Origin of the sequence: Lacrimispora xylanisolvens (genome assembly GCF_002934545.1) — a bacterium.
GTDB lineage: Bacteria > Bacillota > Clostridia > Lachnospirales > Lachnospiraceae > Lacrimispora > Lacrimispora xylanisolvens.
On the sequence record NZ_PTJA01000001.1, the window covers coordinates 228,977 to 255,122 of the forward strand.

General features: G+C 44.2%; 32 protein-coding genes. All 32 read left to right on the forward strand.

The window, feature by feature from the left end:
• Positions 1 to 95: 95 nt before the first annotated feature.
• The 32 genes from BXY41_RS01140 (at position 96) to atpA (ending at position 26,137) form a co-directional block, all read left to right on the forward strand.
• Positions 96 to 2,294, forward strand: coding sequence for a YhgE/Pip domain-containing protein (locus BXY41_RS01140; protein ID WP_242980007.1), 2,199 nt, complete (start codon positions 96 to 98; stop codon positions 2,292 to 2,294).
• Positions 2,242 to 3,408 (forward strand): hypothetical protein, encoded by a 1,167-nt coding sequence (locus tag BXY41_RS01145; protein ID WP_104433712.1) that lies wholly within the window; start codon positions 2,242 to 2,244, stop codon positions 3,406 to 3,408. Before BXY41_RS01140 ends, BXY41_RS01145 begins: the two co-directional genes overlap by 53 nt.
• Positions 3,409 to 3,593: 185 nt before the next feature.
• Entirely contained in the window at positions 3,594 to 3,914 is a 321-nt protein-coding gene (gene trxA / locus BXY41_RS01150; protein ID WP_097003120.1) for a thioredoxin, read from the forward strand.
• Between the two features lie 202 nt (positions 3,915 to 4,116).
• Positions 4,117 to 4,950, forward strand: a complete 834-nt coding sequence (locus tag BXY41_RS01155) for a MerR family transcriptional regulator (RefSeq protein ID WP_104433714.1) — start codon at positions 4,117 to 4,119, stop codon at positions 4,948 to 4,950.
• A gap of 344 nt (positions 4,951 to 5,294) precedes the next feature.
• On the forward strand, positions 5,295 to 6,254 hold the full coding sequence (locus BXY41_RS01160) for a DMT family transporter (RefSeq protein WP_104433716.1): 960 nt from the start codon (positions 5,295 to 5,297) through the stop codon (positions 6,252 to 6,254).
• Between the two features lie 3 nt (positions 6,255 to 6,257).
• Entirely contained in the window at positions 6,258 to 6,548 is a 291-nt protein-coding gene (eutM, locus tag BXY41_RS01165) for an ethanolamine utilization microcompartment protein EutM (RefSeq protein WP_097003123.1), read from the forward strand.
• Positions 6,548 to 7,546: a DMT family transporter gene (locus BXY41_RS01170; RefSeq protein ID WP_104433718.1), complete on the forward strand. Its 999-nt coding sequence runs from the start codon at positions 6,548 to 6,550 to the stop codon at positions 7,544 to 7,546. Before eutM (BXY41_RS01165) ends, BXY41_RS01170 begins: the two co-directional genes overlap by 1 nt.
• Before the next feature lie 4 nt (positions 7,547 to 7,550).
• Positions 7,551 to 7,832: a hypothetical protein gene (locus tag BXY41_RS01175; RefSeq protein WP_104433720.1), complete on the forward strand. Its 282-nt coding sequence runs from the start codon at positions 7,551 to 7,553 to the stop codon at positions 7,830 to 7,832.
• A gap of 20 nt (positions 7,833 to 7,852) precedes the next feature.
• The gene (locus BXY41_RS01180) at positions 7,853 to 8,149 is read left to right on the forward strand and encodes a BMC domain-containing protein (RefSeq protein WP_104433722.1); all 297 of its coding nucleotides are present in this window, start codon (positions 7,853 to 7,855) and stop codon (positions 8,147 to 8,149) included.
• A 17-nt stretch (positions 8,150 to 8,166) separates the two neighbouring features.
• Positions 8,167 to 8,472, forward strand: coding sequence for a BMC domain-containing protein (locus BXY41_RS01185; protein ID WP_104433724.1), 306 nt, complete (start codon positions 8,167 to 8,169; stop codon positions 8,470 to 8,472).
• 31 nt (positions 8,473 to 8,503) lie between these two features.
• Complete coding sequence (locus BXY41_RS01190; RefSeq protein ID WP_104433726.1) at positions 8,504 to 9,988, forward strand: aldehyde dehydrogenase family protein; 1,485 nt, start codon at positions 8,504 to 8,506, stop codon at positions 9,986 to 9,988.
• Positions 9,989 to 10,018: 30 nt separating this feature from the next.
• Positions 10,019 to 12,565: a choline trimethylamine-lyase gene (gene cutC, locus BXY41_RS01195; RefSeq protein WP_104434601.1), complete on the forward strand. Its 2,547-nt coding sequence runs from the start codon at positions 10,019 to 10,021 to the stop codon at positions 12,563 to 12,565.
• Positions 12,566 to 12,587: 22 nt separating this feature from the next.
• Complete coding sequence (gene cutD, locus BXY41_RS01200) at positions 12,588 to 13,541, forward strand: choline TMA-lyase-activating enzyme (RefSeq protein ID WP_104433729.1); 954 nt, start codon at positions 12,588 to 12,590, stop codon at positions 13,539 to 13,541.
• Positions 13,542 to 13,556: 15 nt separating this feature from the next.
• Positions 13,557 to 13,895 carry a BMC domain-containing protein gene (locus BXY41_RS01205; RefSeq protein ID WP_104433731.1) on the forward strand — a complete coding sequence of 113 codons (339 nt, stop codon included), beginning with the start codon at positions 13,557 to 13,559 and terminating at the stop codon, positions 13,893 to 13,895.
• Positions 13,892 to 14,434 (forward strand): EutP/PduV family microcompartment system protein, encoded by a 543-nt coding sequence (locus BXY41_RS01210; RefSeq protein ID WP_104433733.1) that lies wholly within the window; start codon positions 13,892 to 13,894, stop codon positions 14,432 to 14,434. The genes BXY41_RS01205 and BXY41_RS01210 overlap by 4 nt, the downstream gene beginning before the upstream one ends.
• The gene (locus BXY41_RS01215) at positions 14,419 to 15,555 is read left to right on the forward strand and encodes a 1-propanol dehydrogenase PduQ (RefSeq protein ID WP_104433735.1); all 1,137 of its coding nucleotides are present in this window, start codon (positions 14,419 to 14,421) and stop codon (positions 15,553 to 15,555) included. The genes BXY41_RS01210 and BXY41_RS01215 overlap by 16 nt, the downstream gene beginning before the upstream one ends.
• Positions 15,555 to 16,184 carry a hypothetical protein gene (locus tag BXY41_RS01220; RefSeq protein WP_104433737.1) on the forward strand — a complete coding sequence of 210 codons (630 nt, stop codon included), beginning with the start codon at positions 15,555 to 15,557 and terminating at the stop codon, positions 16,182 to 16,184. The genes BXY41_RS01215 and BXY41_RS01220 overlap by 1 nt, the downstream gene beginning before the upstream one ends.
• Positions 16,166 to 17,011 carry an ethanolamine utilization protein EutJ gene (eutJ, locus tag BXY41_RS01225; RefSeq protein WP_104433739.1) on the forward strand — a complete coding sequence of 282 codons (846 nt, stop codon included), beginning with the start codon at positions 16,166 to 16,168 and terminating at the stop codon, positions 17,009 to 17,011. The genes BXY41_RS01220 and eutJ overlap by 19 nt, the downstream gene beginning before the upstream one ends.
• A 14-nt stretch (positions 17,012 to 17,025) precedes the next feature.
• Positions 17,026 to 17,331, forward strand: a complete 306-nt coding sequence (locus BXY41_RS01230; protein ID WP_104433741.1) for a BMC domain-containing protein — start codon at positions 17,026 to 17,028, stop codon at positions 17,329 to 17,331.
• Positions 17,325 to 17,588: a EutN/CcmL family microcompartment protein gene (locus BXY41_RS01235; RefSeq protein WP_104433743.1), complete on the forward strand. Its 264-nt coding sequence runs from the start codon at positions 17,325 to 17,327 to the stop codon at positions 17,586 to 17,588. Before BXY41_RS01230 ends, BXY41_RS01235 begins: the two co-directional genes overlap by 7 nt.
• Positions 17,589 to 17,603: 15 nt before the next feature.
• Positions 17,604 to 18,233, forward strand: a complete 630-nt coding sequence (locus tag BXY41_RS01240) for a cupin domain-containing protein (RefSeq protein WP_097003136.1) — start codon at positions 17,604 to 17,606, stop codon at positions 18,231 to 18,233.
• Between the two features lie 8 nt (positions 18,234 to 18,241).
• Positions 18,242 to 18,868 (forward strand): BMC domain-containing protein, encoded by a 627-nt coding sequence (locus BXY41_RS01245; RefSeq protein WP_432765492.1) that lies wholly within the window; start codon positions 18,242 to 18,244, stop codon positions 18,866 to 18,868.
• A 26-nt stretch (positions 18,869 to 18,894) separates the two neighbouring features.
• Entirely contained in the window at positions 18,895 to 20,445 is a 1,551-nt protein-coding gene (locus tag BXY41_RS01250; protein WP_104433747.1) for an acetaldehyde dehydrogenase (acetylating), read from the forward strand.
• A 25-nt stretch (positions 20,446 to 20,470) separates the two neighbouring features.
• Complete coding sequence (locus BXY41_RS01255; RefSeq protein WP_104433749.1) at positions 20,471 to 21,106, forward strand: phosphate propanoyltransferase; 636 nt, start codon at positions 20,471 to 20,473, stop codon at positions 21,104 to 21,106.
• 44 nt (positions 21,107 to 21,150) lie between these two features.
• Entirely contained in the window at positions 21,151 to 21,435 is a 285-nt protein-coding gene (eutM, locus tag BXY41_RS01260; protein ID WP_104433751.1) for an ethanolamine utilization microcompartment protein EutM, read from the forward strand.
• A gap of 246 nt (positions 21,436 to 21,681) precedes the next feature.
• A complete protein-coding gene (locus tag BXY41_RS01265; RefSeq protein WP_104433753.1) occupies positions 21,682 to 21,996 on the forward strand; it encodes an AtpZ/AtpI family protein in 315 nt (104 codons plus the stop codon).
• 35 nt (positions 21,997 to 22,031) lie between these two features.
• Entirely contained in the window at positions 22,032 to 22,433 is a 402-nt protein-coding gene (locus BXY41_RS01270; protein WP_104433755.1) for an ATP synthase subunit I, read from the forward strand.
• A 47-nt stretch (positions 22,434 to 22,480) separates the two neighbouring features.
• Positions 22,481 to 23,182 carry a F0F1 ATP synthase subunit A gene (atpB, locus tag BXY41_RS01275; protein WP_104433757.1) on the forward strand — a complete coding sequence of 234 codons (702 nt, stop codon included), beginning with the start codon at positions 22,481 to 22,483 and terminating at the stop codon, positions 23,180 to 23,182.
• Between the two features lie 59 nt (positions 23,183 to 23,241).
• Complete coding sequence (atpE, locus tag BXY41_RS01280) at positions 23,242 to 23,499, forward strand: ATP synthase F0 subunit C (protein WP_104433759.1); 258 nt, start codon at positions 23,242 to 23,244, stop codon at positions 23,497 to 23,499.
• 46 nt (positions 23,500 to 23,545) lie between these two features.
• Positions 23,546 to 24,061, forward strand: coding sequence for a F0F1 ATP synthase subunit B (gene atpF / locus BXY41_RS01285; RefSeq protein WP_104433761.1), 516 nt, complete (start codon positions 23,546 to 23,548; stop codon positions 24,059 to 24,061).
• Positions 24,049 to 24,597 carry an ATP synthase F1 subunit delta gene (gene atpH, locus BXY41_RS01290; RefSeq protein WP_104433763.1) on the forward strand — a complete coding sequence of 183 codons (549 nt, stop codon included), beginning with the start codon at positions 24,049 to 24,051 and terminating at the stop codon, positions 24,595 to 24,597. Before atpF ends, atpH begins: the two co-directional genes overlap by 13 nt.
• A gap of 37 nt (positions 24,598 to 24,634) precedes the next feature.
• Entirely contained in the window at positions 24,635 to 26,137 is a 1,503-nt protein-coding gene (gene atpA, locus BXY41_RS01295) for a F0F1 ATP synthase subunit alpha (RefSeq protein ID WP_104433765.1), read from the forward strand.
• Positions 26,138 to 26,146: the final 9 nt, after the last annotated feature.

The following is a 26,146-nucleotide window of genomic DNA, read 5'->3' on the forward strand; positions in this document are numbered from 1 at the left end:
TTTAACAGAATAAGACATTGCATTTAGTGCAATAAAATATTATAATACATAGCTATTCACTTCATATTTATGAATCCATTACAAGGGAGGTAAGCATGATAAAACATGTAAAAAACATACTTAAAATATTCGTGGGAGACTTAAAGCATATATTTTCCAACCCGGTAGCGACGCTGATTGCCTTTGGACTGACACTGATACCTGCATTATATGCCTGGTTTAATATAGCTGCAAGCTGGGATCCCTATGCAAATACCAAGGGTTTAAAGGTGGCAGTTGTCAATTTGGATGAAGGTGCCTCCATTGACAGCATTTTTGATTCTGATATTGATGATTCAGCCATTAATATTGGTGAGATGATCCTTGATGAACTTAGAAAAAATGATAAAATCGGCTGGCAGTTTGTGGATAAGGAAGAGGCCATGGATGGGGTAGAGTCCGGAAAATACTATGCTGCAGTGGTTGTACCGGAAGACTTTAGTACAAAGATATCAAGCGTACTGACATCCCATATCGAACGGCCGGTTTTACAATACTATGTAAATGAAAAAAAGAATGCTGTTGCGACGAAGATCACCGATAAAGGCGTAGCCAGCGTACAGCAGCAGATCAATGAAACATTTATCAGTTCTGCATCCAAAGTGATGGGCAAACTGGTGAACGGATACTCCGATGACTGGAGCACCAGGAAAGACACTGACAGAGGGGATGCCATCAGCGCCCTGAATGAGATCAAGGACAGTCTTAATCAGCTTACGGATACCATTGGTATACTAAAAGGTACTCTTCGTACAGTAAACAGCTTAAATGACGGAGTGAAAGGTACCCTGCCCGATGTAAACAAGATGATAACTTCGGGAGAAGACACCGCCCAAAGTGCCAGGACTCTGGTTGATTCCACAAGAGGAATGTCTGATATTGTTACGCAAGGTGTGGATGATACCCTGGATCAGATTACCCAGACAGAAGAAACGATCTATGAAACATTTAATGTGCTTGGAAATATATCAGATACATCCGCCGATGCAGCTATCAATACTATAAAAGCCATGGAAAGCATGACTTCGGCGATGATCACACAGTTAAACAGCTTCGGTAAGCTTCTGAATGATATCAATTCCAAACTTCCAATCAAATTAACAGATGTAACACAGATCCAGCAGCAGTTAGGCGCTGCAGTGAAACAGCAGCAGGATCTTTTAGTAAAGCTTCAGTCAGCTGAAAAGACTGTAAAAGAGACCAGAAGATTACCAAATGATATGAAAGATGATATTGGGGACAGTCTGTCTCTGGCATATAACACAATCTCTGATATTAATAATTTCTATAAAGGAAAGGTTGAGGTGCCTTTAAAAGACAGTCTGGATAAAACCTATGATGCCCTGGGAACTACTGCAGGAGCACTTGGCAGCATCGGGAATCTGGTAGGGCAGATTGATACCACACTTACCAGCGTCAATACTTCATCTCAAAGTCTCATTGAAGCTTTGGACAGTTCCCTGAATCTGATTAATAAGAGTCAGGAACGCGTTGATGATATGATCGAAGACGTGAATAAAATTGCAGATAATAAGCAGCTGAACAAAATAATGGATATCATGAAGAATGATCCGGAACGGTTCAGCGACTTTATGATGAAGCCTACGGATATGCAGACAAACAAAATATATCCGGTAGAAAATTATGGCTCAGCCATGGCACCATTTTATACCATACTTGCTATTTGGGTCGGAGGTCTGATCCTGGTGGCATTGCTGAAAACAAAAGTGGAACCTTCACGGGCAGAGGGACTGAAGCTGTATGAAACGTATTTTGGCAGATACCTTACGTTTATGCTTCTTGGAATTTTTCAGGCACTGGTTGTTTCCCTGGGCGATCTTTATATGTTGAAAATTCAGTGTGTAGAGCCGGGTAAATTTGTGCTGGCTGCGGTAATTGCAAGTATCATTTTTACAAATATAACGTACTCCATGACAGTGTCTTTTGGAGACGTAGGAAAAGCCATCGTTGTTGTATTTATGGTTATACAGGTAGCTGGATCTGGCGGTACGTTCCCCATTCAGGTAACACCAAAATTCTTTCAGATGGTAAATCCCCTGCTTCCCTTCACTCACTTAATTAACGCCATGAGGGAATGTGTGGCAGGACTTTATGGAAATGCTTACTGGATTGACATTAGAAATGTCCTGGTGTATATTCCACTCTCCCTGTTGGTGGGAATTGTATTAAGGAAGAAGGTGCTTGAAATTAATGAATTCTTTGAAGAAAAACTCAGCCAGACCGGCATCATGTAATAATAAGAAGAAACCGATTATCTGGGCAGCAGGGATAGCAGTGACTGTTATTGTTCTTGCTGCAGCAGGCTGGCATTATCTTCCTATCTATTATGCCAGGTTTTATCTTGGCCGCTCTGCCCTTCAGACACAGGGCATGCTAAAGGAGCTTTGGGGAAGTGAAAAGGGCAATGGCAACGCGTATGAGGATTCCTTTAAACTGGTTGCAGACGAAGCTTACCTAAATGGGAAGTCGGTACTGATTCTGCCCGGAGGACTTGGCATTTCCGTCACAGAACAGAGGAATCTTGAGAATACATTTGCCCAGGGTAAGATAGACGTTTACTTTCTGGGAGCGATTCGGGAGGGAGCACAATATTGGGCAGATCCCGACCGGGTGGTAATCCATGTGCCCCAGATCTCTGCGGCACTGGTTAAAACAACACAGGCTGATGTTAAGAACCAGATTGGAGTATCCCCTATACCAGAGAAAAAGGCGAAGGTGGAAAATCGCTTAAAACAGCTGGAGGATCACATCATTGATGTGGTAGGAAAGAGCCGGGTTGAGTTTACCGGAAGAGATAAAAACGGTGTTACCATACGTGCGCTGGTTCCGGCAAAACAGTTTGACTCCATTTTGCAGGAAACAGGTGAGCTGATGGAGGACGTTCCCGGAAGGGAGCCAAAAAGCTGGGCGAAACTGTTGAAAGAACGAAGGACAGAAGGGGAAAATCAGGAAGTTCTCTTTTCCATACGCAAAGATCTTTCCATTTCACAGGTCATTATACCGGATCTTGCCTATGTTGGATTTCAAAGAGTAGAAAATCAGGGAGCACTTTTATCTGGTCAGATAACCGGAACGGAAGGTGAAATCAGTTTTAATACCACGGTGTATTTTGGAAACGGTGATGATAAAAAACGTGCTTTTCAGATAAAAGAACTGAATATCATATACAATAAGAAGGATTTAAATCTCAGACTTAAGCTCAGCGGCGGATACGAGGGCGGAAGAATTTCAGCCGGAGTACTGGATCAGGAAAAACTTGCTTCAGAAGGGGAAGAGACTGTGAGCTTGTCAGAAATAAAGGATAAATTCCTGGCAATGATAAAAGTATTGGGACTGGATGTAGAATAATTTGCAAAAATTCTATTGACAAATACAACTGTAACTTTTATAATAACAGTAACAAAACAAAATAAGAAAAAGTTAAAGGATATACAGTCCTATAGATACAGGGCATAATCCATGAAATAATGATAAGACTAATGGAATAAAGCAAATTCCCTGAAATAAGAGATAGAATGAAGGAGGAGTAATATATGTCAATCGTAACATTAACAAAGCAGAACTTTGATGAAGAGGTTTTAAAAACTGATGATGTCGTGCTGGTGGATTTCTGGGCAACCTGGTGCGGTCCTTGTAAGATGTTTGCACCGGTTCTTGATGAGATTGCATCTGAGAATCATTCCGGTTTAAAGATTGGTAAGGTTGATGTGGACAATGAGCCGGATCTTGCCGGACAGTTTAAGGTTATGAGCATTCCTACGGTAGGAATTTTCAAGGGCGGTAAGCTGGCGGCAACTTCTGTAGGAGTAAAATCCAAGAAAGACATTCTGCAGATGGTAGAGCAGGTAAAATAATCAGACTCATAAAACCACAGGTCAATCCGGTGAAAGGAGGAACCTGTGGTTTTTTTATGAAAAGAAATAACAAATAAGTAGGTATTGACATTCCCCTATACGGGAAGGATTATACTGGTTCTATATGTATATAGTACGAATGATAAAATGAGTAAATCGAACACGGAACACATAGACAATGCCAGTGCTTATGGGGGTTTACATGGAAGAAAAAAAACTGTACTCAATAGGGGAAGTGAGTAAGATCTGCAACATTTCAACAAAGGCTCTGCGTTTTTACGACAAGATCGGAATCATATCACCAGATATGATATGTAAGGAGAACAGCTACCGCTATTACAACAAAGAAACACTTATGACCGTACCTGTTGTAAAGTATTACAAGCAGATGGGATTTAAGCTGGAAGAGATGCAGGGGCTTGTTGAGGGCAATACCTACTATTATCTGGAACAGAATTTCCGCAACAAAATCGACCAGCTCTGCCTCCAGGAGCAGCAGATTCACAACAGCTATGTAGCTGTTAAGGATTGGTACGAGCTGATTCAGGAAGCCAAGATGGTGCTCCAGAACAATGTACATGAGGTATCTGTGAGATTCCTTCCGGAGTCCACGTTTTGCAGCCTGACACAGAGTTTTGGATACAATTATATGGAATCCATTATTAATATAGAATGGACCAATCACCTTGAAAAGGCTGAGAATGAGATTACAGGTCCTGTAATTCTTAAGTTTGACTCCTTCGAGGATAAGATGAAAGGCAGATGCGACACTGCAACCATTATGCAGAAAGCCATTCACCCCTGCAAGGAATGCTTAAACCGCCAGACTTATGGAGGTATCATGGTTGCTTCCGTCTATCACATTGGAAAACATGAGACCATAGACGAAGAATACGAGCGGATCGTAAACTGGGCAGCCAAGCGGGGATATCAGTGCGGGAAAGAAAGCTTTGAGCGGTATGTGGTGGATTACTGGACTACCAGGAACCCGGAAGAGTTCGTAACAGAAGTGATTGTGCCGGTCTACCGCCAGTAAGGGAGCATGAATCCAACTCCCGACGGTTAAAAAAGTTAATTTTACAGGTTCTTTTGGAATAGAAATGAGTAAAAATTTCTGTTTCAGGAGAGCCTTTTTTATGTGTGGAGCACCAGGGTAAAAATTACCATTTAATCTGGTGTAAAAATAAAAAAAAATCAGTTGACATTCCCCATAGGGGGAAGTCCTATACTAAATGCATAGAAAAATGCAGGCAGCCAGTAGAAAATTAGTAACATTAACAGGCGTCGTGCATTTTCTAAACGTTTTCAGCTGAACGTGAAAGAAAAAGCAACAGGACAACTTAAATTTTGTGCACTATTCAGATGGGGAAGGAAACTTAAATGACGGAAGCGCGAAAGAAATTTAAACGAATTGGCGTTACAACCGGTTTGATATCCGGTCTTATGTACGGGTTATACACCACCTTCGTACTGATCGCCGGATACTACAAACCACTCGCCGGGGCAGTGGGGCTTTTTGCTGCTCCCTACGTAACATCTGGTCTCAATGACTTATTTGCCGGGATCTGGCTTACTGTGTACAACATAAAGACCGGAAGAATACGTGAGATCGGAAGAAGCTTAAAACTGTTTCCAGGCAAAATCATTTTACTTGGTTCCCTTGTAGGAGGACCAATTGCCAGCGGTGCATACTTAATGGGCCTGGCAATGGCAGGAGCTTATGCAATCCCGATTTCTGCCATGTACATTCTTTTCGGAGCATTATTTGCACGGATCTTCTTAAAACAGAAAATCGTACCCAGAGTTGGTCTTGGTATGCTGATCTGTGTTGTGGGAGCAATCGTTATTAACTGGGTAAAACCAGAAGGCAGCTCCAACTTTACTCTTGGTATCATTTGTGCCTTTGTAGCAGCAATTGGCTGGGCGCTGGAAGGCGTATTTGCAGCTTACGGAAGTGCAATGCTTGACACAGATGTAGTAATCAATATCCGTCAGCTTTTATCCGGAATTGTAGATTTAATTGTAATTCTGCCTATCGTAGGCGGTATGGGACTTTTAAAAGGCACACTCTTTTCCCTGCCTCCCGTTGCATGGCTGATCGTTTCCGGTCTCTGTGCGGCAATCTCCTATCTCTGCTGGTATAAGTCAAACAGCACAGTAGGCTGTGCCATGGGAATGTCACTTAACATCACCTACGCGTTCTGGGGCGTGCTGTTTTGTATCCTGTTTATCAAACAGCCAGTAACCCCGACCATTATCATTGGTTCTATTATCATTATCATCGGAGCCGTACTGGTATCCGTTGACCCATTTGAATTGCTAAATAAAAAGGAGGACTAAACAATGAAATATGATGCATTAGGAATGATCGAAACAAAAGGTTTAATCGGCTCAATCGAAGCTGCAGACGCTATGGTAAAAGCAGCAAATGTAACACTTGTTGGTAAAGAATTTGTAGGCGGCGGACTTGTTACTGTTATGGTAAGAGGTGATGTAGGCGCAGTGAAAGCAGCTACTGACGCAGGCGCAGCAGCAGCACAGAGAGTTGGAGAACTGGTATCTGTACACGTGATTCCACGTCCACATGCAGAAGTTGAGACAATTCTTCCGAAGGATAAAAAGGAGATTAAGTAATGGGTAACCAAGGAATGACATCAGCATCTGCGGATGCGAAAATGGCAGCTATTAACAAAAAATTCAGGACAACTGGAATGACAACCGGTGCATTATCCGGACTTACCTACGGAATTTATACAGTTCTTGTACTGGTAGCCGGTTACTATGAACCTCTTGCCAGCGCAGCAGGCCTTTTAGCAGGACCATATGTATTATCCGGCTTAAATGACCTTTTCGCAGGAATCTGGCTGACTGCTTACAATGCAAAGAGCGGCCGTCTCCGTGAGATGGGCAGAAGTCTTAATACATTCCCTGGAAAAATGATTGTAATCGGATCCATTCTTGGCGGACCTATTGCAAACGGCGCTTATCTGGTTGGTCTTGCCATGGCAGGAGCTTACGCAATCCCGATCTCCGCATTATGCAGTTTGTTTGGTGCAATCTTTGCCTGGATCTTCTTAAAACAGAAAATTACAAAAAGAGTTATGGTTGGTATGATTGTATGTGTGGCTGGTGCCATCATCATCAACTGGACCAAGCCGGAAGGCAGTGATAACTTCACTCTGGGAATTATCTTCTCCTTCATCGCAGCAATCTGCTGGGCGCTGGAAGGTGTATTCTCTACCTACGGCGGAGCTATGATCGACACTGATGTTGCTGTAAACTTACGTCAGCTTATCTCCGGTATTATAGACTTATTTGTAATTCTTCCTATCGTTGGAGGCTTAGGACTTTTAGGCGGAACTTTAACAGCAGGAATTCCGGTTATCTGGCTGGCAGTTGCAGGCTTAAGTGCAGCAGTATCTTTCCTTTGCTGGTATAAGAGCAACTCCACCGTTGGCTGTGCAATTGGTATGTCCTTAAATGTAACATATGCGTTCTGGGGCGTTTTCTTCTGTATCCTGTTTCTGGGACAGGCAGTTACCCCTACGATTGTAATCGGCTCTATCGTAATCGTATTAGGTGCGATTGTAGTTACCATGAATCCACTGGATTTATTCAGGAAAGGGGAATAAAAACATGTTATTACCTGCAAGAACAGCGGTTTTAAATTATTTATACGGAGTAGAAAGTGCTGACATCGCTCAGATTATGGGAGCTTTAAAGTCAGAGTACGGCAGTGAACGTCAGTTTACAAAAGATCGTTATATGGATCACGTTATGTCCTTAGAGGCAAACGGACTGGTTAACTTACAGAGCTATGATTTAGATGAAAAGGGTGATCTGCGCATGCGTTATGCAATTAATGACGATGGCAAGGCAACCGTAGACAAGTACGTAGACAAGAAATACCGCAAATAAATTTCAGGAGGTTTACGAAGGTGAGATATTACGGAGATGAAGCATTAGGGCTGGTAGAGACTCTCGGATTAACTCCGGCTCTGGAAGCAGCAGATAAGATGTTAAAAGCAGCAGACGTAGAATTAATTTCCTATGAGAACGTAGGCTCAACCCTGGTAACCATTATGGTAAAGGGCGACGTGGCAGCAGTACGTTCCGCAGTTGACGCAGGCGCAGAAGCAGCAGCAGCCATCGGCAAACTGACTGCACATAATGTAATGCCAAGACCGATCAAAGAAGTCGGCGACATTGTATCAGTTCATGATATTGACGCGTAAAGAGAGGAAAACAGTATATGGTAAGATATGAAGCCATCGGCTCAATTGAAACATTTGGTTTGGTATTCGCATTAGAAGCGGCTGACGCTATGTGTAAGGCTGCAGATGTTGAACTTATTGGTTATGAGAACGTTGCTTCCGGATATATTTCCGTTCTGGTACGCGGAGATGTAGGAGCTTGCAAGACTGCAGTAGATGCAGGCGTTAAAGCAGTAAGCGATATGGGCGCTGAGATTTACAGCTGTGTTGTAATCCCAAGACCTCATCCGGATCTTGAAAAGATCATCAGGAGATATGCAATCGCTGCGCCGGAGCAGGAATAGAACGTATCCCGGTTGAAGGGAGAACAGAGAAATGAATTTTGTAGATAAAGACCTTCTCTCCATTCAGGAGGCAAGGATTTTAATGGAAAGCGCAAGAGACGCCGGTAAGACCATGCTCACCTTCCCCCAGGAAAAGCTTGATACCATCGTCGAAGGTCTTGCGAGTGCAGCAAAGGATCTGGCAGAAGAACTGGCCGTGATGTCCGCAGAGGAAACAGGCTACGGACGTGCAAAAGATAAGCTTGTAAAAGACACCTTTGTCTGCGAATTTCTTCCGAAGCACTTACGGGACATGAAATGTGTGGGCGTTTTAAATGAAGACCCTGTACGTAAAACCATGGACGTAGGCGTTCCGGTGGGAGTCATCGCTGCTTTAACTCCTTCTGTAAGCCCGGTCTCCACTGCGATTTATAACGTACTGATTGCAGTGAAGTCCGGAAACCCCATCGTCATCGCTCCTCATGAGCGGGCGGTGAAGGTAACAGGCAGACTTCTTGACTGTATGAAGGAAGCCGGTCTTCGCTACGGACTTCCGGAAGGAGCCATCGGATATTTAAAGACGGTAACGAAGGCAGGAGCTTTGGAACTGATTCATCACCCGGCAGCAGCCATGGTGGTCAATACCGGAGTGCCGGAATTAAACCGTGAGGCAGCACAAAGCGGAAAGCCCTACATCTACGGAGGCACCGGAAATGGTCCTGTATTTATAGAGCGGACAGCTGATTTGAAACAGGCGGTTGAAGATATTATCATTAGCCGTACCTTTGATTACGGAATCGTATCTGCGGCAGAACAGTATGTGGTAGTGGACAGCTTAATCGCGGCAGAAGTAAAAGCGGAAATGTTGAAAAACGGTGCGTATTTCATGAACGGGGAAGAAGAAAAGCAGTTAATTGATCTTCTCAACCTGGAGCATGGAAATGCAGATACGGAGATTATGGGAAGACCGGCCATAGAACTTGCAAGACGTGCAGGTTTTACAGTACCGGAAAACACAAGTGTTCTGGTTTCCCAGCAGAAATATATTTCTGACAGAAACCCATTTGCAAAAGAACTTCTCTGTCCCGTACTTGCCTACTACATCGAAAACGACTGGATGCATGCCTGCGAGAAATGTATGAATCTCCTGGTAAATGAAAGCCATGGCCACACTCTGGTAATCCATTCCAGAGACGAAGAAGTAATCCGCCAGTTCGCTTTGAAAAAACCGGTTGGAAGAGTGCTTGTCAATACCCCTGCCACATTAGGCAGCATGGGAATGACCACGAATTTATTTCCTGCAATGACATTAGGAAGTATTACAGCCGGAGCCGGTATTACATCGGATAATGTTTCCCCCATGAATTTCATCTATATCCGGAAAGTGGGATATGGAGTGAGAAAAGCCGATGAATATCTGGAAAATGCAAAAACAGAATTGTGTTCCTGCACCCAGGCTGCGGCACCTGCCAGTCAGCATGGAGATGCAAAAGAACTATTAAAGCAGATATTAGAAGCATTATCAAAGGAACTGTAAGAGAAATAATTGAAAGAGAGGGTAAACAGATTGGATATTCGTGAATTTTCTAATAAATTTGTAGAAGCAACGAAAAACATGACACCAGAAGAAAGAGCTTCCCTGATGAAGATGTTTGAAACTGTTTCTGACGAAATCAATAAAAATGAGCCTGCAAAAGCAGCAACTGCAGTATATGCCGAGGAGGGCACAACCATTCCTGACGGTATTACAACAAGACTTCAGAAATTAAAAGAGAACTACTTAACACACAAGCCAACCATCACAACATACCGTGCCCGCGCGATCACAAAGATTGCTGCAGAAAATCCAGGTATGCCAAAGATCATGCTTCGTGCAAAATGTTTCCGTTACTGCTGCGAAACAGCTCCCCTTGTAATTCAGGACAACGAGCTGATCGTAGGTGCTCCAAACGGCGCTCCTCGTGCAGGTGCTTTCTCTCCTGATATTGCATGGAGATGGATGAAGGATGAAATCGATACCATCGGAAGCCGTCCTCAGGATCCATTCTATATCTCTGATGAAGACAAAAAGATCATGAGAGAAGAGCTTTTCCCATACTGGGAGGGTAAATCCGTTGATGAGTACTGCGAAGATCAGTATCGTGAAGCTGGTGTTTGGGAATTATCCGGCGAATCCTTCGTTTCTGACTGTTCCTATCATGCAGTAAACGGCGGCGGTGACTCCAACCCTGGTTATGACGTAATCTTAATGAACAAGGGTATGCTTGATATCCAGCAGGAAGCAAAGGATCATTTAAAAGAGTTAAAATACGAAAATCCAGATGACATTGAGAAGATCTACTTCTACAAGTCCATTATTGATACAACAGAAGGCGTTATGATCTACGCTAAGAGACTTTCTGAGTATGCAAAAGAACTTGCTGCGAAAGAAACCAATCCAAAGCGTAAAGATGAGCTTTTAAAGATCGCTGAAGTAAATGCATACGTTCCAGCTCACAAGCCAAGAACTTACTGGGAAGCAATTCAGTCTGTATGGACCATCGAGTCACTGCTTGTAGTAGAAGAGAACCAGACTGGTATGTCCATCGGACGTGTAGACCAGTATATGTACCCTTACTACAAAGCTGATATCGAAGCTGGCCGTATGAATGATTTCCAGGCATTTGAGCTTTCAGGCTGTATGCTTATTAAGATGTCTGAGATGATGTGGATCACCAGCGAAGGCGGTTCCAAATTCTTCGCAGGTTACCAGCCATTCGTTAATATGTGCGTAGGTGGTGTAACAAGAAGCGGAATGGATGCAACCAATGACTTAACATACCTTCTTATGGATGCTGTCCGTCATGTAAAGATTTATCAGCCATCTCTTGCATGCCGTATTCACAACAAGTCCCCGAAGAAGTACTTGAAGAAAATCGTAGATGTTGTTCGTTCCGGTATGGGATTCCCTGCCTGCCACTTTGACGACGCACACATCAAGATGATGCTTGCAAAGGGCGTTTCTATTGAAGATGCACGTGACTACTGTCTGATGGGTTGTGTAGAGCCTCAGAAATCAGGACGTCTGTATCAGTGGACTTCAACTGCTTATACACAGTGGCCAATCTGTATCGAGCTTGTACTTAACAAAGGTGTACCGTTATGGTATGGCAAACAGGTTTGTCCTGATATGGGAGACATCAACAGCTTTAAGACTTATGAAGAGTTCGAAGCAGCTGTGAAGGAAGAAATTAAGTACATTACAAAATGGTCTTCTGTTGCAACCGTTATTTCCCAGCGCGTTCACAGAGAGCTTGCTCCAAAGCCATTAATGTCCATCATGTATGAAGGATGTATGGAAAAAGCAAAAGACGTATCAGCAGGCGGAGCTATGTATAACTTCGGACCTGGTGTTGTATGGTCAGGACTTGCAACCTATGCAGATTCCATGGCAGCAATTAAAAAGCTGGTATTTGAAGAGAAAAAATATACACTTGCACAGTTAAATGAAGCATTAAAGGCTGACTTTGTGGGCTATGACCAGATCCGCACCGATTGCCTCAATGCACCAAAATACGGAAATGACGATGATTACGCAGATTTAATCGCTGCAGATTTAGTTGACTTTACTGAGCATGAGCACAGACAGTATAAGACTTTATACTCTGTATTAAGCCACGGTACATTATCCATTTCCAACAACACACCATTTGGTCAGTTAACAGGCGCTTCTGCAAACGGACGTCATGCATGGCTGCCATTATCCGATGGTATCAGCCCAACTCAGGGTGCTGACTTCAAGGGACCGACAGCGATCATCAAGTCTGTATCCAAGATGGCGAACGACAGCATGAATATCGGTATGGTACACAACTTTAAGATTATGGCCGGACTTCTTGATACACCAGAAGGAGAAGAAAGCTTAATTACTCTTCTTCGTACCGCATGCATGTTCGGAAACGGCGAAATGCAGTTTAACTACTTAGATAACAACACACTGATTGAGGCTCAGAAACATCCGGAACTTTACCGTGACTTAATCGTCCGCGTAGCTGGATACAGCGCATTCTTCGTAGAGCTGTGCAAGGATGTACAGGATGAGATCATCAGCAGAACCATGTTGACACATTTCTAAAAGAAAACGGAGAACAATCACAATGGACCATGGAAATACAGGAGATATTGAACGTAAGGCGCTGATCTTTAACGTACAGAAGTACAACATGTATGACGGACCGGGAATCAGAACCCTGGTATTCTTTAAAGGCTGCCCGCTCCGGTGTAAATGGTGTGCCAATCCGGAAGGACTGGTACGGAAATTCCAGGTGATGTTTAAGCAGAATTCCTGTACAGACTGCGGGGCATGCGAAAGCGTCTGCCCCGTAGGAATCCATGTGATGTCCAAAGAGACCGGAAAACATGAAATCAGACGGGATAAGGATTGTATCGGCTGCATGAAATGTAAGAATGTCTGCCCCAATTCAGCGCTTTCCATTGCCGGAGAGGTAAAGACAATTTCCGAGCTGTTAAAAATCGTAGAGGAAGATGCCGCATTTTATGATATATCCGGCGGCGGTGTGACATTAGGCGGCGGTGAAGTGACTGCTCAGCCTGAGGCAGCCTTAAATCTTTTGATGGCATGCAAGAGGGAAGGCATTAACACAGCCATTGAAACCTGTGGTTACACAAAAACCGAAACGATTTTACAGATCGCAGAATATGTGGATTTATTCCTTTATGACATCAAGCATATGGATCCGGTTCGCCACAATGAACTGGCCGGTGTAAACAATGAACAGATCTTAATCAATTTAAAAGAACTGCTTCACCGTCGTTACAACGTAAAGGTTCGTATGCCAATGTTAAAGGGAATCAACGACAGCCGGGAAGAAATCGATGCAGTAATTAAATTCTTAATGCCGTTCCGTGATTACAAAAACTTTAAGGGAATTGACTTACTTCCTTATCACAAGCTGGGAGTAAACAAATACAACCAGCTGGATATGGAATATCCAATTGATGGAGATCCAAGCTTAAGTGCGGAGGATTTAGACCGTATCGAAGGCTGGATGAATGAGTATCAGTTCCCGGTTACTGTGGTGAAACACTAGAAAGGGGAGAGCGCCGTGTCAGAGATACAGCGAGTCATAGAAGAATCCGTTCCCGGCAAGCAGGTTACCATCGCTCATGTAATCGCTTCGCCAATACCGGAGGTATATGAGTGTCTGGGTATCGATGAGCTTGGAGCCATCGGAATTTTAACCCTGTCCCCTTTTGAAACCTCCATCATTGCTGCTGATATTGCAGCGAAGGCAGCCAGTGTTCAGGTGGGATTTTTAGACCGTTTCACCGGCTCCGTCATCATCGCAGGAGATGTGGACAGTGTGGAGACAGGCCTTCGGGCAGTGTGTGAAACCTTACGGCGTGTACTTGGTTTTACCGTGCCGGACATAACCAAAACATGAGAAAAAAGAGAATCATGATCATCGGACCGGGCGGCAGCGGAAAAACTGCCCTTGCAGCCGCAATCAATGGTTTAGACGGTCCTGTCAAACGGACACAGAACATGGTATATGGGGAGAAAACCTTAGATGTACCGGGAGTTTATTTAGAGAGTCCCTGGATGCACAAACACATCATCGCGGCAGCTCAGGACGCCTCCCATGTACTGATGCTGGTAGACCAGTCCTCATGCCGGGAGAGTTATCCCCCGGGATTTGCAAAAGCATTCCGGGTGCCGGTAATCGGAGTTATTACAGGAAGCGGAAAAAAGCCGGAGAATGACGGCTGGTGTATCCGTCAGTTAAAGAAAGCAGGAATTTCAACTCCCTGCATTCACATCAACTTATCGGACCGCACGGGAATTGATGAGTTGATGGAAGTTATAAAAAGCCCAGAAAGCATGGGCAAATCTAAAGAAATACCCTACGGGTATACCTCAATGCCCAAAGAACATGGGCAAATATTAGGAAAGGAGGGAAATGTAACGTGGAGCAATTTGTAATGAACACAAAGGTATATATGGGATCTTCCTGTCTGGAAAAAATCAAGGAACTCTCTATAGAAAAAGCTTATATCATCTGTGATCCCTTTATGGCTCAGTCCGGTAAGGTGAATTTAATTACAGACCTGCTGACAGAAAAAGGAAGCAGCTTTGAAGTTTTCTCAGAAGTAGTGCCTGATCCTACGATTGCCGTTGTATCAAAGGCAATCGGTGGAATGAAAGGCTTTGGACCGGATACGATAATCGCTTTAGGCGGAGGTTCTGCCATCGATACCGCAAAGGCAGCCAGCCACATTTACACACAGATGGGAAATGACAAGCTGAATTTAATTGCAGTTCCAACTACCAGCGGAACCGGAAGCGAAGTAACTAATTTTTCCGTTATTTCTGATCCGGAAGCTCAGGCGAAATATCCTCTGCGTTCCGACAGTATGGTACCGGATGCAGCATTCCTTGATCCCCGCTTTACAGTGTCAGTACCGCCTCATATTACGGCAGATACCGGTATGGATGTTTTAACCCATGCGTTAGAAGCCTATGTTTCAACCAATGCAGGTGATTTTACTGATGCATGTGCGGAAAAGGCAGTCAGACTGGTATGGAGCTATCTGGCACGTACTGTGGAAGAAGGAAGCGACATGGAGGCAAGAACTCACATGCACAATGCTTCCTGTCTGGCAGGAGTTGCTTTTAACGGTGCATCTTTAGGACTTTGCCATAGTATGGCACATGCACTGGGAGCCCGTTTCCACATTCCGCATGGAAGAAGCAATGCAATTCTGCTTCATCATGTCATCAGCTATAACGCTGGTTTAGAGGAAGCCGGAGATTTTGCAGCATGCAGCAGATATGTTGCCATTGCCAACATGCTTGGCATAGCAGCAGGAACAGAGAAAGCCACGGTACACGGCCTGGTGCGTCACATTAAAAATCTTATGAGTAAGATTAAAATACCGCAGCAGATCACCGATTTAAACGTGGACAAAGACGAATTCGAACAGGCTGTACGGGAAATGGCAGAGAAAGCACTAAAGGATAACTGCACATTGACCAACCCAAGAGTGCCTACGGTAGAAGAGATCGAAACAATTTACCGTAAGCTTTGTAAGGGGGGCTATTAATGAAATTCATCACCGAAGAAGATTTGAGAATTTTATTCAGAAGAGAACCCTTTGCCTCTTATGATCTTCCTGCACAGGCAAAGCTTACACCAGGAGCGCGTCAGTTCCTGTTGGACAAAAAGATATCATTTTGCGATGATCCCCTGACGGCGAAACGCAAACTGACAAAACCTGCAGAAGTGATCGCAGAGACACCAGTTGCAGTCACAGTTACAGAGCCTGCGCCGGACCGTTTCTTATTAAAACTGGAAACCTTAAAGGCACAGTTTCTGGAAGCCGGAATTTCCTTATTAGACAGGGACGTGCTGTTAGCAGAGCAGGTATTTGATTTAGAGCGGAAGTTATCTTTCGTGGGGAAAGGTGCTTCGGGCGACATAAATCCATTTGAGTCCTGCACCGGATTTAATAAGGAAAACCAAAACGAACCATACTCTGACTGCTTTGAGATCACCGGCTTTCATGCCCAATCCGAAAAAGGAAGAGAAATTGTATTGTTACACCGTCTGCGCTGCTGTGTCAGAGAACTTGCAGCAGAAGCAGGAGAAAAGAATTTTAACCCGGTTATTAACCGCCTATCCCAGATGATCTGCCTGTTGTATGGAGGAAATGCATGTCAAAGAAAGAAATAACATTTGATAGCTGCAACCAACTGGTAAGCCAGTTTGAAGCAGTGGTAAAAAATCCTGTCAGGGAACGTTCCTCCGTTTATTATACGGGGGTGGATTTAGGAACAGCGTGCGTGGTAGTAGCTGTACTTGATGAGAATTTCAGGCCAGTGGCTGGCGCTTACCGGTATGCGGATGTGGTCCGTGACGGAATGGTAGTTGATTACATCGGCGCCATCCGAATCGTTCGTGAGTTAAAGGCAGAACTGGAGGAAAAGCTGGATACGGAACTGCTTTATGCAGCTGCAGCCATTCCTCCGGGAACCGATTCACTGGACGGAGGCGCAATCAAGAATGTGGTACAGGGAGCTGGATTTGAAATCACTGCCCTTCTTGATGAACCAACGGCAGCAAACGCAGTACTAAAGATACAAAACGGCGCAGTGGTGGATATCGGCGGCGGAACCACTGGAATTTCTATCTTAAAAGATGGAAAAGTAGTTTACGTAGCTGATGAGCCCACGGGAGGAACTCATTTTTCCCTGGTTGTATCCGGAGCTTATAACCTCTCCTTTTCAGAAGCAGAGCTTTATAAGCGAAAAGAAGAAAACCATAAAGAGCTGCTTCCGGTATTAAAGCCGGTAATCGAAAAGGTAGCCTCCATCATTAACCGCCACATCAAAGGATATGACGTAGATGAGATTTACTTAGTAGGCGGTACCTGCTGCTTAGCAGGAATCGAAACAATTATTGAGAAGCAGACTGGGATCCATACACGAAAACCGGACAACCCCATGTTTGTAACTCCTCTGGGAATCGCATTCTCCTGTACTCAGGAGGAAATGGATTAAAAGGAAGTGGACGTATGGAATATCGGATTATTAAATCGCCGTCACCTGGAACCATTGATATTTTAAACCGCAGAAAAGGCTCAGGAGCTTCCACTCCTATCGGAAAGGTGGATGCCATTGGTCTCATTCAGGGCCGGATTATAGAAATGGTATGTGCCGCCGATGTGGCTGAAAAAGCCGTGGGTGTTACAGTAGAAGATATCAAGGGTAGCTGCCCACAGAACATGATCATGCTAGCGATTTTTGGAGATACGGCATCGGTAGAGGCAGCGATGGAAGAAATCAGGCAAAGAGAGAAGAGAGGCGGGATGGAATGGTAGCAGCAAGACTGATTGACAATATCTGGGCGACCAGAAAGGCAGAGTCTTTAAACGGTTATAAGTTTATGCTTGCCGAGATCATTGGTGGTACACGGGAAGGTGAACGACTGATTGTAGCAGACATCATCAGCGCCGGAATCGGTGACCGCGTGATCGTTTCCACCGGCTCTTCAGCCAGACGCATGCTGGGAAACGATGAGATTCCCGTTGATGCCGTAGTAATTGGGATTATTGATGAAGACTGCCAGTTTATATAGAAGGGAAGTGATCATATGAAGCAGTTGATATGCGCAAAAGACGTGGAAACATTGCATGCAGAAGGCAAGAGTGTATTTCACGTAGAGAGCGGAAGCATTATCACACCGTCAGCAAAAGATGCAGCAGATGCTTACGGAATCACCTTCTGCGACAAAGCAGAGGAGAAGGCAGAAGCGAAAGGAGCGTTTGCAGGAATGGATATTGACAGCGAGAAAATTTATATGGTACTGAAGGCTCTCATGGAGAAGGGAATGTTAAACGACATTTTAAAACCATATGAGTCAGAAAGCCATGGCAACGGTTTAAAGGTTGTTCGCGGAAGTTCTGTAAAGATGGATGTATTCGATACAGGTGATCCAAATGTAAAAGCTTATTATCAGGAGCTTGTAAGCAAAGAAGAGTCAAAAATGAGCGCTGGTTTCCTGGTGATTGACCATTCTGAATTTGAGTGGGAACTGACCTATGAAGAAATCGACTATGTAATCGAAGGAACCTTAACTGTGACCATTGACGGAAAGACCTTTACGGCAAAAGCCGGAGATGTGCTCTTTGTACCGTCAGGATCAAAGGTAATCTGGGGTTCTCCGGACAAGGCAAGAGTATTCTACTCAACCTATCCGGCTAACTGGGCTGACTTGGTTTAAGGAGGTAAATGATGCAGGCACTTGGCTTTATAGAAACAAAAGGTGTGCTGGTGGCAATTGAAGCTGCCGATGCCATGTTAAAGGCAGCGGATGTGTCTCTGGTAGAGAAAACCAAAGTTGGCGGAGGTCTCATTACTGTTACGGTGACCGGCGATGTGGCGGCAGTGAAGGCAGCGGTTGAGGCCGGAGCGGCGGCAGTGGAGCGAATTAACAGTGCCGCATTAATCACACGCCATGTGATTCCAAGGCCTCATGAGGAACTTGCAGCTGTCATCGGCGGCAACACTCCAGATGAACCGGAGAAGGCACCAGTACCGGAGATTACTATGGAACCGGAAGTAGAGGCAGCCACACCAGTCGATGAGACAGTTGAATCATCTGCTCAGATAACAGACGAAGAACCAAACTCAGAGACAGAGCTGGTGGATACCATAAAGAGAGAGACCATTGATCTTTGGATGCACCAGGACGGTCTTACTGAGACCATGAAGATACTTGAAGATATGAAGGTAACAGAGCTTAGGACGCTTGCCCGTGAATATCCCGAATTCAGCATAGCTGGAAGAGAGATTTCAAAGGCAAATAAAACCCTGCTGCTGGAAGAATTCAGGAAGTATTACGGACAAAATGATTAAGATTTTTAGAAAAGGAGATACGGAACATGGAAAATTTTGATTATGATTTGCGTTCCATCCAGGAAGCAAGGGATTTAGCCAGAAACGGCGAAGCGGCAGCAAAGAAAATAGCAGGATATACAGCAGAACAGATTGATGTCATCTTAAGAAGTATGGCAAAGGCAGGCGAGGAGCACTCCCTGTGTCTGGCTCAGATGGCAGTGGAAGAAACAGGATTCGGTAAAGTGATGGATAAGGCTTATAAGAACCATGCAGCTTCCACACTTTTATATGAAGAGATCAAGGACATGAAGACAAGAGGAATTCTTTGTGAAGATACCACAAAGCAGACCTTTGAAGTAGCAGAGCCGGTAGGTCTTGTAATGGGTATCGTACCTTCTACAAACCCAACCTCTACTGTATTCTTCAAATCCATGATCGCAATTAAATCAGGAAATGCAATCGTATTTTCCCCACATCCATCTGCAGCAAAATGTACTCAGAAAGCAGCAGAGGTTATGCGTGAAGCTGCCATTGCAGCTGGTGCACCAGAAGGAATTATCGGCTGCGTGACCATGCCTTCCATGGGATCAACCAATGAGCTGATGAAATGTAAGGAAGTTTCCTTAATCATCGCAACAGGCGGTCCTGGTATGGTTAAAGCTGCTTACAGTGCAGGAAAACCTGCAATCGGCGTAGGCGCAGGAAACTCTCCGGCATACATCGAAAAGACTGCTGACGTAAAACATGCAGTAAGAACCATTATGGCCAGCAAGACATTTGACTACGGTACTATCTGTGCATCTGAGCAGTCCATTATCTGCGAAGAGAGCAATCACGCAGAAGTTGTAGCAGAGTTAAAGAGCCAGGGCGGTTACTTCATGACAAAAGAAGAAACTGACAAGGTTTGCAACCTGTTATTCAAAAACGGTCATAACATGAACGCAAAGTTTGTAGGACGTTCCCCTGAAGTGATCGCTGCAGCTGCAGGTATCACCATTCCGGAAGGCACAAAAGTGTTAATCGGTAAACAGGAAGGCGTAGGCGAAGGATATCCGTTATCCTATGAAAAGCTGACAACCGTTCTTGGTTTCTATACCGTTAAGGACTGGGAAGAAGCATGTGGTTTAAGCTACCGTCTGTTACAGAACGGTATCGGACATACCATGAGCATTCATACTCAGGACAGAGATATGGTATTAAAATTTGCAGCAAAACCAGCTTCCAGAATTCTTGTAAACACAGGCGGAAGCCAGGGCGGAACCGGAATCAGCACAGGCCTTCCAATTGCCTTCACATTAGGCTGCGGAACCTGCGGCGGAAGCTCCGTTTCTGAAAATGTAAGCCCGAAACACTTACTGAACGTTAAGACAGTAGCATTCGGCTTAAAAGACTGCGCAACCATTGTAGATGACGATCCAACTTTCATGTGGAAAGAAAAATCACAGGCTTCCTCTTCCTTTAGTCCTGCTGAGCTTGTTGCTTCCTTTGAGAAAAAGGAAAGCGCTCCGGCGACTTCCTGCCAGAGCGGCTGCGATGACAATGATAAGCTTGCGGCTCTTGTAAAGGAAATCGTTCTGGCTATGAAAGGCCAGTAATCAGAACTGAAAAAGGAGAACAGCAATGGATAAGTATGAAGCGGTAATCAAGCTTTTAATGGACGCGGTTAAATCAGAATCCGGCAGTGATGAGCTGACGATTCCGGTAGGCGTTTCCAACCGCCATGTGCATTTGTCTCAGGAAGATTTAGATACTCTGTTTGGAAACGGCTACCAGCTGACCAACATGAAAGAGTTATCCCAGCCTGGACAGTATGCATGCAAGGAAATGGTAACAGTATGCGGTCCCAAGGGAGCTATTGAGAAAGTCCGCATTTTAGGACCTGTAAGAAAGCAGACCCAGGTAGAAATCCTGGCTGCAGACTGCTTTAAACTTGGCAGAAATACAACACCTAAAATGTCTGGCGAACTGGCAGGAACACCAGGAATCACTCTGGTAGGACCAAAAGGCACCGTAGAGACAAAAGAGGGCTTAATCATTGCCCAGAGACATATTCACATGTCACCGGCTGACGCTTTAAAATTCGGCGTACACGATGGTGAGACAGTTAAGATTGAAACAGAGGGCATCCGTGGAGGAATCTTTAACAACGTGGCAATCCGCGTAACAGAGACTTCAGCGTTAGAATGTCACTTAGACACGGAAGAAGCCAATGCTATGGGCCTTTCCGGTTCATCTAAGGTAACAATTGTTAAATAGGGAACTATTAAAAATTAATTATAAAAACCCAGGAGGATTTAAAAATGAAATATGATGCATTAGGAATGATCGAGACTAAAGGTTTAATTGGATCCATCGAGGCAGCAGATGCTATGGTTAAGGCAGCTAACGTAACTTTAATTGGTAAAGAATTCGTAGGCGGCGGTCTTGTAACTGTTATGGTAAGAGGCGATGTAGGAGCTGTTAAGGCAGCAACTGATGCAGGTGCAGCAGCAGCTCAGCGTGTAGGCGAACTGGTTTCCGTACATGTAATTCCTCGTCCACATGCAGAAGTAGAAACAATTCTTCCTGCAGCAAAAGAAGTTTAATTCATATAATCCGGCTGGCCCCGATTTATCGCGGGTCAGCCGGATTTTTTTATAAACAATACGTCTGAAACTGTCTATAAAATGGTTACATCTTTTATTATATTTTAACCAAATTATGGGAAAATATATAAGTTCTTTATCTATGTCTTACAAATGTCAAGTTAAAATTCCGTGTATAATAGACAAAACTCTTTTTATCATGTATAATAATTAATACATGAGCAGGGATAGAAAGCAGGTGAAGTTATGCACAATAACAGAAGCGTAATGAGAAGCTTCATGATGGTAACCCAACTGGGAATCAGTGTTATGGTGCCTGTTTTTGTCTGTATTTTTGCTGGTTACTATATTGACCGGTATGCAGGAACGAGATTTACCTTACTGTTTCTCATTCTTGGATTTATGGCTGGGGGTCTTAATGCATATAAACTGGCAAAGGCTACCCTGGCGATGAATGAAAAAGAAGAGCGGGAGGCTCTTAAGAAGCTGCAGAGTGAAAAAAAGGCTGAAGTACGGCAGATTGTTAATAAGCCGAAACAGCCGAGCCGCGTAAAGAAATGAAGGAATGGAGACGCGTATAAAGGGAGGATTTATTGATGGAAAAAGTGACGAAGAATCTTATTATAGAGGTCTTGGTCGGTATTGTTATATTTACGGTGGCAGCAATGCTCGCCGCATTATTTTTATATCCCAAGCCTTCTGTTTTCGCAGGACTTCTTCTTGGCATGCTGCTTGCCCTTTCTGCTTTTTTATCTATGGCTTTGGTGCTGGTGAATGCCATGAAATCATCTGACCCAAAGATAGTACAGAGGAACAGTATAATAGGTACTTCAATCCGTTATCTGCTGTTGATTGCAATTCTGGTTATCGTAATTGTTTATTTCCAGTCGCAGATCAATCCGGTAGCGTTGGTAATCGGAGTCTTTGGACTCAAAGCAGGAGCATTCTTACAGCCTGTCATACACAAAATTACAGTCCGTTTCGCTAAGAGGAATTAAAGCTGTATTTATGTGAATTATCTACGGAAGAAAGGAGGCAATAGCGTATGGTCGTTGCAAGTGCCAATCAAGTGGATTTTATGATCAAGGGTATAACAAAGTTTCATGCTTTCGGGCAGGAACTGTGGGTTACTACAACGGAGATAGGCCTGAGTATTGTAACAATCGTTATTCTGATTCTTGTGTTCATTACAGATAAGAAGATGAAGACGGCGACAGAAGTACCGGGGACGTTCCAGAATATAATTGAATTTGTCGTGGAATCGCTGGACAAACTGGTCGGCGCAACCATGGGACACAACGCGAAAAAGTTTGTTAATTACATTGGAACAATCTTTATTTTTATTCTTTTTTGCAATATCAGCGGTCTGTTCGGTCTCAGAACTCCCACAGGAGACTTTGGTGTCACGTTTATGCTCGGTCTGTTCACGTTCTTCATCGTGCAGTACCAGGGAATTAAGAACCATGGAATCGGACATTTTACAAGTCTTGCAAAGCCGTTTCCTGTTTTATTACCGATTAATATAATCGGAGAGATTACAAATCCGTTATCTCAGGCACTCCGTCTATTTGGAAACATGATGTCCGGAGTAGTGATTATGGGATTGTGGTATGGGATGATGCCGATTTTTGTAAATATCGGTATTCCCGCATTTTTACATGTGTATTGCGATTTGTTCTCTGGCTGTATACAGACTTATGTGTTCTGTATGCTGACCATGGTATATGTAAATGACAAGTTAGACTAAGCATGTATTTTTTCAGAATCAGGCAGAAATTAATTATTTTAACTCAGGAGGATTTATCTATGAACGGAATTTCAGGACAGGATTTTATCTACGGTTGCTCAGCAATTGGTGCAGGTATTGCCATGATCGCAGGTATTGGACCTGGTGTTGGACAGGGTATTGCAGCCGGACACGCGGCAGCAGCAGTTGGACGTAATCCAGGAGCTAAATCTGACATCACATCCACCATGCTTTTAGGTCAGGCAGTTGCAGAGACAACTGGTCTTTATGGTTTCGCAGTAGCAGCCATTCTTATGTTCTTAAAACCTTTCAGCTAAAGAAAATAGCAGAATTCAGTAAGAAAGAGCAAGAGGAGGCGAGAACTTGGAACGATTATTGGGATTTGACCCACAGCTGCTTTTTGGTTCGTTTATAACGGGTATTAACGTATTTATCCTGTTTTTCGCATTATCCTATAAGTTATTTAATCCGGTGCGCGATGCCCTGGAAAAAAGAAAACAAAAGATCGCAGGAGAACTGAAAAGTGCTGCCGAAGACAAGGAAGCTGCCCATATCATGAAGAATGAATATGAGGCCAGGCTTTCAGAAGTGAAAAAAGAGGCAGAAGCGATCTTAGAGGATGCGAGAAAAAGAGCGAAGCAGCGTGAGGCTGAGATTATTTCAGAAGCCAGGGAAGAAGCGAACCGTATCGTCATGAGGGGAAATCGTGAAGTAGAATTAGAGAGGAAGAAAGCACTTGATGATATGAAAGAGCAGATTATATCCATCGCATCCGTTATGGCGGGTAAAGTGGTAGCTGCATCCATTGATTCTTCCGTGCAGGATTCACTGATCGATGAAACCTTGAGAGAGATGGGGGAAAGCACATGGCAAAGCTAGTATCAAAGATATATGGCGATGCTTTGTTTGAGGAAGCCTTGGAAAAGCAGGAAGTGGACGCTTTGTTTGAGGAAGTGAAAGCTCTGTTAAGCATTTGGCATGAGAATGAGGATTTGGCGGGACTTCTTGATAATCCTAAGATCGGTAAGGAAGATAAGACCGGGATTATTAAGGAAGTATTTAGTGGCCGCATATCGGATACTCTGCTTTTTTTTCTAATTATTATTGTCGAAAAAGGCAGACAAAAGGAAATTAATGCGATATGCAATTATTTTATCAGTACCGTCAGGGAATATAAAAAAATTGGTGTGGCCCATGTGACCAGCGCTGTGGAATTAAAAGCAGACCAGAAGGCTCAGCTTGAAAAGAAACTCCTGGAAACAACCAGTTATGTGGAATTTGAGATGAATTATTCGGTAGATCCCGCAATTATAGGGGGACTGGTTATTCGAATTGGAGACCGGGTCATTGATTCCAGCATTAAAACCCAGATTTATGAGTTACGCCGCAGTTTATCAAAGCTGCAGCTAACATGATTTCCTTAATAAAATCAGAAAGAAGGTGCAAACCTTAATGAATTTAAGACCAGAAGAGATCAGTTCCGTCATCAAGGAACAGATTCAAAGATATTCAACGAAGCTGGAAGTCTCTGATGTCGGTACAGTCATTCAGGTAGCGGACGGTATCGCCCGTATTCACGGTCTTGAGAATGCAATGCAGGGAGAACTTCTGGAATTTCCCGGAGAAATCTATGGCATGGTTCTCAACCTGGAAGAGGACAACGTTGGTGCAGTATTACTTGGTGCCGGCGCGATCAGTGAAGGCGATATTGTAAAAACTACCGGGCGTGTGGTAGAAGTTCCGGTAGGAGATGCACTGACCGGGCGAGTGGTGAATGCCCTTGGTCAGCCGATCGACGGAAAAGGACCGATTCAGACAGATAAGTTCCGTAAAATTGAACGTGTTGCTCATGGCGTTATTGACAGAAAATCAGTAGATACTCCTCTTCAAACCGGTATTAAGGCAATTGATGCCATGATTCCCATTGGAAGAGGTCAGAGAGAGCTGATTATCGGAGACCGTCAGACAGGAAAAACAGCCATTGCCCTGGATACCATTATTAACCAGAAGGGTCAGGGAGTGCACTGTATTTATGTAGCCATCGGTCAGAAATCATCTACCGTTGCTAGCATTGTAAAAACACTGGAACAGTATGGCGCTATGGATTACACAACCGTTGTGGTATCCACTGCTTCCGATTTAGCTCCTCTACAGTATATCGCTCCTTACTCCGGCTGTGCAATGGGAGAAGAGTGGATGGAAAATGGTGGAGATGTGCTTGTTATTTATGACGATTTAAGTAAACATGCAGCAGCTTACCGTACCCTGTCACTGCTTCTTAAGAGACCGCCGGGCCGTGAAGCTTATCCTGGAGACGTATTCTACCTTCATTCCAGACTTCTGGAACGTGCTTCCAGACTTTCCGACGAGTTAGGCGGAGGCTCCTTAACGGCGCTTCCCATCATTGAGACTCAGGCGGGCGACGTATCAGCTTACATTCCGACCAATGTTATTTCTATCACAGATGGTCAGATTTATCTGGAGACAGAGATGTTTAACTCAGGATTCCGCCCTGCTATTAATGCAGGCCTTTCCGTATCACGAGTTGGCGGTTCTGCTCAGATCAAGGCGATGAAGAAGATCGCAGCTCCGATCCGTGTGGAGCTGGCTCAGTACAGAGAGCTTGCAAGCTTTGCCCAGTTTGGCTCCGAGCTTGACAAGGAGACAGCTGAACAGCTGGCACAGGGAGAAAGAATCAGGGAAGTATTAAAGCAGGGTCAGTATCAGCCCATTCCGGTTGAATATCAGATCATCATTATCTTTGCAGCCACGAGAAAACTGCTTTTGGATATTCCGACAGCGAAAATCCTCGACTTCGAGAAGGCTTTAACAAGCTTTATTGACAGCAAATATTCTGAGATTCCTGCAAGTATACGTGAAACAAAACAGCTGACACCTGAGACAGAAGAACTGTTGGTAAAGGCAATCAACGAGTGCAAAGCAGGTGTTTTTTAAAGGCAGGTG

Excerpts from the sequence above, each read along its gene's own strand:
- BXY41_RS01140 (WP_242980007.1), top strand. The coding sequence starts at position 96 with ATGATAAAACATGTAAAAAACATACTTAAAATATTCGTGGGAGACTTA.
- trxA (WP_097003120.1), top strand. The coding sequence starts at position 3,594 with ATGTCAATCGTAACATTAACAAAGCAGAACTTTGATGAAGAGGTTTTA.
- BXY41_RS01155 (WP_104433714.1), top strand. The coding sequence starts at position 4,117 with ATGGAAGAAAAAAAACTGTACTCAATAGGGGAAGTGAGTAAGATCTGC.
- BXY41_RS01160 (WP_104433716.1), top strand. The coding sequence starts at position 5,295 with ATGACGGAAGCGCGAAAGAAATTTAAACGAATTGGCGTTACAACCGGT.
- eutM (WP_097003123.1), top strand. The coding sequence starts at position 6,258 with ATGAAATATGATGCATTAGGAATGATCGAAACAAAAGGTTTAATCGGC.
- BXY41_RS01170 (WP_104433718.1), top strand. The coding sequence starts at position 6,548 with ATGGGTAACCAAGGAATGACATCAGCATCTGCGGATGCGAAAATGGCA.
- BXY41_RS01175 (WP_104433720.1), top strand. The coding sequence starts at position 7,551 with ATGTTATTACCTGCAAGAACAGCGGTTTTAAATTATTTATACGGAGTA.
- BXY41_RS01185 (WP_104433724.1), top strand. The coding sequence starts at position 8,167 with ATGGTAAGATATGAAGCCATCGGCTCAATTGAAACATTTGGTTTGGTA.
- BXY41_RS01190 (WP_104433726.1), top strand. The coding sequence starts at position 8,504 with ATGAATTTTGTAGATAAAGACCTTCTCTCCATTCAGGAGGCAAGGATT.
- cutD (WP_104433729.1), top strand. The coding sequence starts at position 12,588 with ATGGACCATGGAAATACAGGAGATATTGAACGTAAGGCGCTGATCTTT.
- BXY41_RS01210 (WP_104433733.1), top strand. The coding sequence starts at position 13,892 with ATGAGAAAAAAGAGAATCATGATCATCGGACCGGGCGGCAGCGGAAAA.
- BXY41_RS01220 (WP_104433737.1), top strand. The coding sequence starts at position 15,555 with ATGAAATTCATCACCGAAGAAGATTTGAGAATTTTATTCAGAAGAGAA.
- eutJ (WP_104433739.1), top strand. The coding sequence starts at position 16,166 with ATGTCAAAGAAAGAAATAACATTTGATAGCTGCAACCAACTGGTAAGC.
- BXY41_RS01230 (WP_104433741.1), top strand. The coding sequence starts at position 17,026 with ATGGAATATCGGATTATTAAATCGCCGTCACCTGGAACCATTGATATT.
- BXY41_RS01235 (WP_104433743.1), top strand. The coding sequence starts at position 17,325 with ATGGTAGCAGCAAGACTGATTGACAATATCTGGGCGACCAGAAAGGCA.
- BXY41_RS01240 (WP_097003136.1), top strand. The coding sequence starts at position 17,604 with ATGAAGCAGTTGATATGCGCAAAAGACGTGGAAACATTGCATGCAGAA.
- BXY41_RS01245 (WP_432765492.1), top strand. The coding sequence starts at position 18,242 with ATGATGCAGGCACTTGGCTTTATAGAAACAAAAGGTGTGCTGGTGGCA.
- BXY41_RS01250 (WP_104433747.1), top strand. The coding sequence starts at position 18,895 with ATGGAAAATTTTGATTATGATTTGCGTTCCATCCAGGAAGCAAGGGAT.
- BXY41_RS01255 (WP_104433749.1), top strand. The coding sequence starts at position 20,471 with ATGGATAAGTATGAAGCGGTAATCAAGCTTTTAATGGACGCGGTTAAA.
- eutM (WP_104433751.1), top strand. The coding sequence starts at position 21,151 with ATGAAATATGATGCATTAGGAATGATCGAGACTAAAGGTTTAATTGGA.
- BXY41_RS01265 (WP_104433753.1), top strand. The coding sequence starts at position 21,682 with ATGCACAATAACAGAAGCGTAATGAGAAGCTTCATGATGGTAACCCAA.
- BXY41_RS01270 (WP_104433755.1), top strand. The coding sequence starts at position 22,032 with ATGGAAAAAGTGACGAAGAATCTTATTATAGAGGTCTTGGTCGGTATT.
- atpB (WP_104433757.1), top strand. The coding sequence starts at position 22,481 with ATGGTCGTTGCAAGTGCCAATCAAGTGGATTTTATGATCAAGGGTATA.
- atpE (WP_104433759.1), top strand. The coding sequence starts at position 23,242 with ATGAACGGAATTTCAGGACAGGATTTTATCTACGGTTGCTCAGCAATT.
- atpH (WP_104433763.1), top strand. The coding sequence starts at position 24,049 with ATGGCAAAGCTAGTATCAAAGATATATGGCGATGCTTTGTTTGAGGAA.
- atpA (WP_104433765.1), top strand. The coding sequence starts at position 24,635 with ATGAATTTAAGACCAGAAGAGATCAGTTCCGTCATCAAGGAACAGATT.